Origin of the sequence: Streptomyces sp. ICN903, from assembly GCF_022015835.1 — a bacterium.
Classification (GTDB): domain Bacteria; phylum Actinomycetota; class Actinomycetes; order Streptomycetales; family Streptomycetaceae; genus Streptomyces; species Streptomyces fenghuangensis.
In genome coordinates, this window is the sequence record NZ_JAKMAY010000241.1 from 6,390 (window position 1) to 8,878 (window position 2,489).

The window sequence follows — 2,489 nt, forward strand, 5'->3', positions numbered from 1 at the left end:
CAAGTCCTCAGGCCCGGCCCCGCACCCCGCCCTCACACCTCCCGCTCGGCGGGCAGCCGCCCGGCGCGCACCGCGGCCGCCAGCTCCGCGTGATCCCTCTCGGTACGGTCGGCGTAGGCGACCGCGAAGGCGGCCACCGCCTCGTCCAGCTCCTCCGACTTGCCGCAGTACCCCGCCAGCAGCCGCGGATCGGCACTGTGGGAGTGCGCACGGGCCAGGAGGGCCCCGGTCATCCGCGCGTAGTCGTCGATCTCGCCGGCGCCCAGCGCCGCCGGATCCACGCTGCCCTTGCGGTTGCGGAACTGCCTCACCTGGTACGGCCGCCCCTGGACCGTCGTCCAGCCCAGCAGTGTGTCGGAGACCACCTGCATGCGCCGCTGCCCCAGCACCACCCGGCGCCCCTCGTGCCCCGGTTCCGGCTCCGGCCCGGCGATGCCCGCCAGGGCCGTGTACGGCCGCAGCACCGAAGGCCGCGCCTCCTTCACCTGGAGCACCAGCGGCTTGCCCCGGTGGTCCAGGAGCAGCACCACGTACGAGCGCGTGCCCACACTGCCGGTGCCCACGACCCGGAACGCCACGTCGTGGATCGCGTACCGGGCCAGCAGCGGCAGCCGGTCCTCGGGCAGCGTCCCCAGGTACTCCTCCAGTGAGGCGGCCACCGCCGCCGCCTCCTCGTCGGACGCCCTGCGCAGCACCGGTGGGGCGTCCACGAAGACCCGGCCGCCGTCACCGGTCTCCCGGGTGGACCTGGCGGCGAAGCGCGCGCTGGTGTTGCGCCGGGCCTTCTCCGAGACCCGCCGGAGGGTGCCCAGCAGATCGTGGGCGTCGGCGTGCGAGACGAGCTCCTCGTCGGCGACGGCGTTCCAGGCGTCGGCCGCCGGCATCCTCGCCAGCAGCCGCAGGGTGTGCCGGTAGGCGCCGGCCGCGTCGCAGGCCGCCGTCCGGCACACGTCCTCGTCCGCCCCCGCCTCCCGCCCGGCCAGCACCAGGGAGGCGGCCAGCCGCTTGAGGTCCCACTCCCAGGGGCCGCGCACGGTCTCGTCGAAGTCGTTCAGGTCGATGGTCAGGCCGCCGCGGGCGTCACCGTAGATGCCGAAGTTCGCGGCGTGCGCGTCACCGCAGATCTGCGCGCCGACGCCGGTGGCGGGTGTGCCGTGCGCCAGGTCGTACGCCATCAGCCCGGCGGAGCCGCGCAGGAACGCGAAGGGGGAGGCGACCATCCGGCCGACCCGGATCGGCACCAGTTCCCCGATCCGGCCCCGGTTGGACTCCTCCACGGCCGTCACCGCGTCCGGCCGCCCCGGCGCCTCGGAGAACCCGGCGTGCGCCCGCCTGGGCACCGCCTCCCGCAGCGCCTTGCCCTCCCGCTTCGGCGCCCGCAGGCTCCCGCGGTCCGCGAAACCCGGCACGTACGGCAGCCGCTCGTCCACGGCCCCCACCCCCTGCTACCTACCAGCGGGCGACGGCGGGCCGGCACCGACCGGGGCCGACCCGCGCCGACCGCGACGATCAGCGGACTCGAAGGTACCCCTCTGCCCGCTGCCGGGCAGCCCCCGAAGCGGACCGGACCGCCCCGGAACCGCGACCGGATCCGAAAACGAAGCGAGCCTCTCACGGTGACTTCCGTCACTGTGAGAGGCTCGCTCTCTGTGCGCGAGGGGGGAGTTGAACCCCCACGCCCTTTCGGGCACTGGAACCTGAATCCAGCGCGTCTGCCTATTCCGCCACCCGCGCATGGGTGTTGTCGCTTTGATTCTCCCACACTCTCCGGACCGCTCTCGTCCGGTCCGGCGGGATCGCCTGGCGACACACAGAACATTAGCACGCTGTCCGGGGTGGTCTCACACCCGTATCGACCGACCACGGTTTGGGACACTGGACCCGTGCCACCTCTACGATCCGTGTGAGGGTTGACACCCGCGCGCCGGGCCCCGGTGGGGAACCAGCCGTTCACCCCGCGCGTGGATACGATCAGTAAGCAGTATCGGAAGGCAACGCGTCGCGCGCGACCGCGACCGGCGCACTGGAGCCGTGGGCATCGGGGAAGGAGGTGCACCGTGGGAGTTCTGAAGCGCTTCGAGCAGCGTCTCGAGGGTCTCGTCAACGGCACCTTCGCCAAGGTGTTCAAATCCGAGGTGCAGCCCGTCGAGATCGCGGGCGCCCTCCAGCGCGAGTGCGACAACAACGCCACCATCTGGAACCGGGAGCGGACGGTCGTCCCCAACGACTTCGTCGTCCAGCTCAGTGCCCCGGACTTCGAGCGCCTCAGCCCCTACTCCGGGCAGCTCGGCGACGAGCTGGCCGGCATGGTGCGCGAGTACGCCAAGCAGCAGCGCTACACGTTCATGGGCTCGGTCAAGGTGGGCCTGGAGCGGGCAGACGACCTCGACACCGGCCTGTACCGGGTGCGCAGCCGCACCCTCGCCTCCAGCTCCTCCCAGCACCAGTCCCCGCACGGCGCGCCGCCTCCCGCACCCGCCCCCGGAGCC

At 73.0% G+C, this 2,489-nt stretch carries 2 protein-coding genes and 1 tRNA gene; 1 reads left to right on the plus strand and 2 read right to left on the minus strand.

The window, feature by feature from the left end:
• Positions 1–32: 32 nt before the first annotated feature.
• Positions 33–1,439, minus strand: coding sequence for a DUF2252 domain-containing protein (locus L7D48_RS21635; protein ID WP_374493196.1), 1,407 nt, complete (start codon positions 1,437–1,439; stop codon positions 33–35).
• Between the two features lie 211 nt (positions 1,440–1,650).
• Positions 1,651–1,734: transfer RNA gene (locus tag L7D48_RS21640), tRNA-Leu, on the minus strand.
• A gap of 323 nt (positions 1,735–2,057) precedes the next feature.
• On the opposite strand from L7D48_RS21640, the gene L7D48_RS21645 reads away from it, so the two are divergent.
• On the plus strand, positions 2,058–2,489 hold a 432-nt coding region (locus L7D48_RS21645), incomplete at its 3' end, for a DUF3662 domain-containing protein (RefSeq protein ID WP_237881550.1).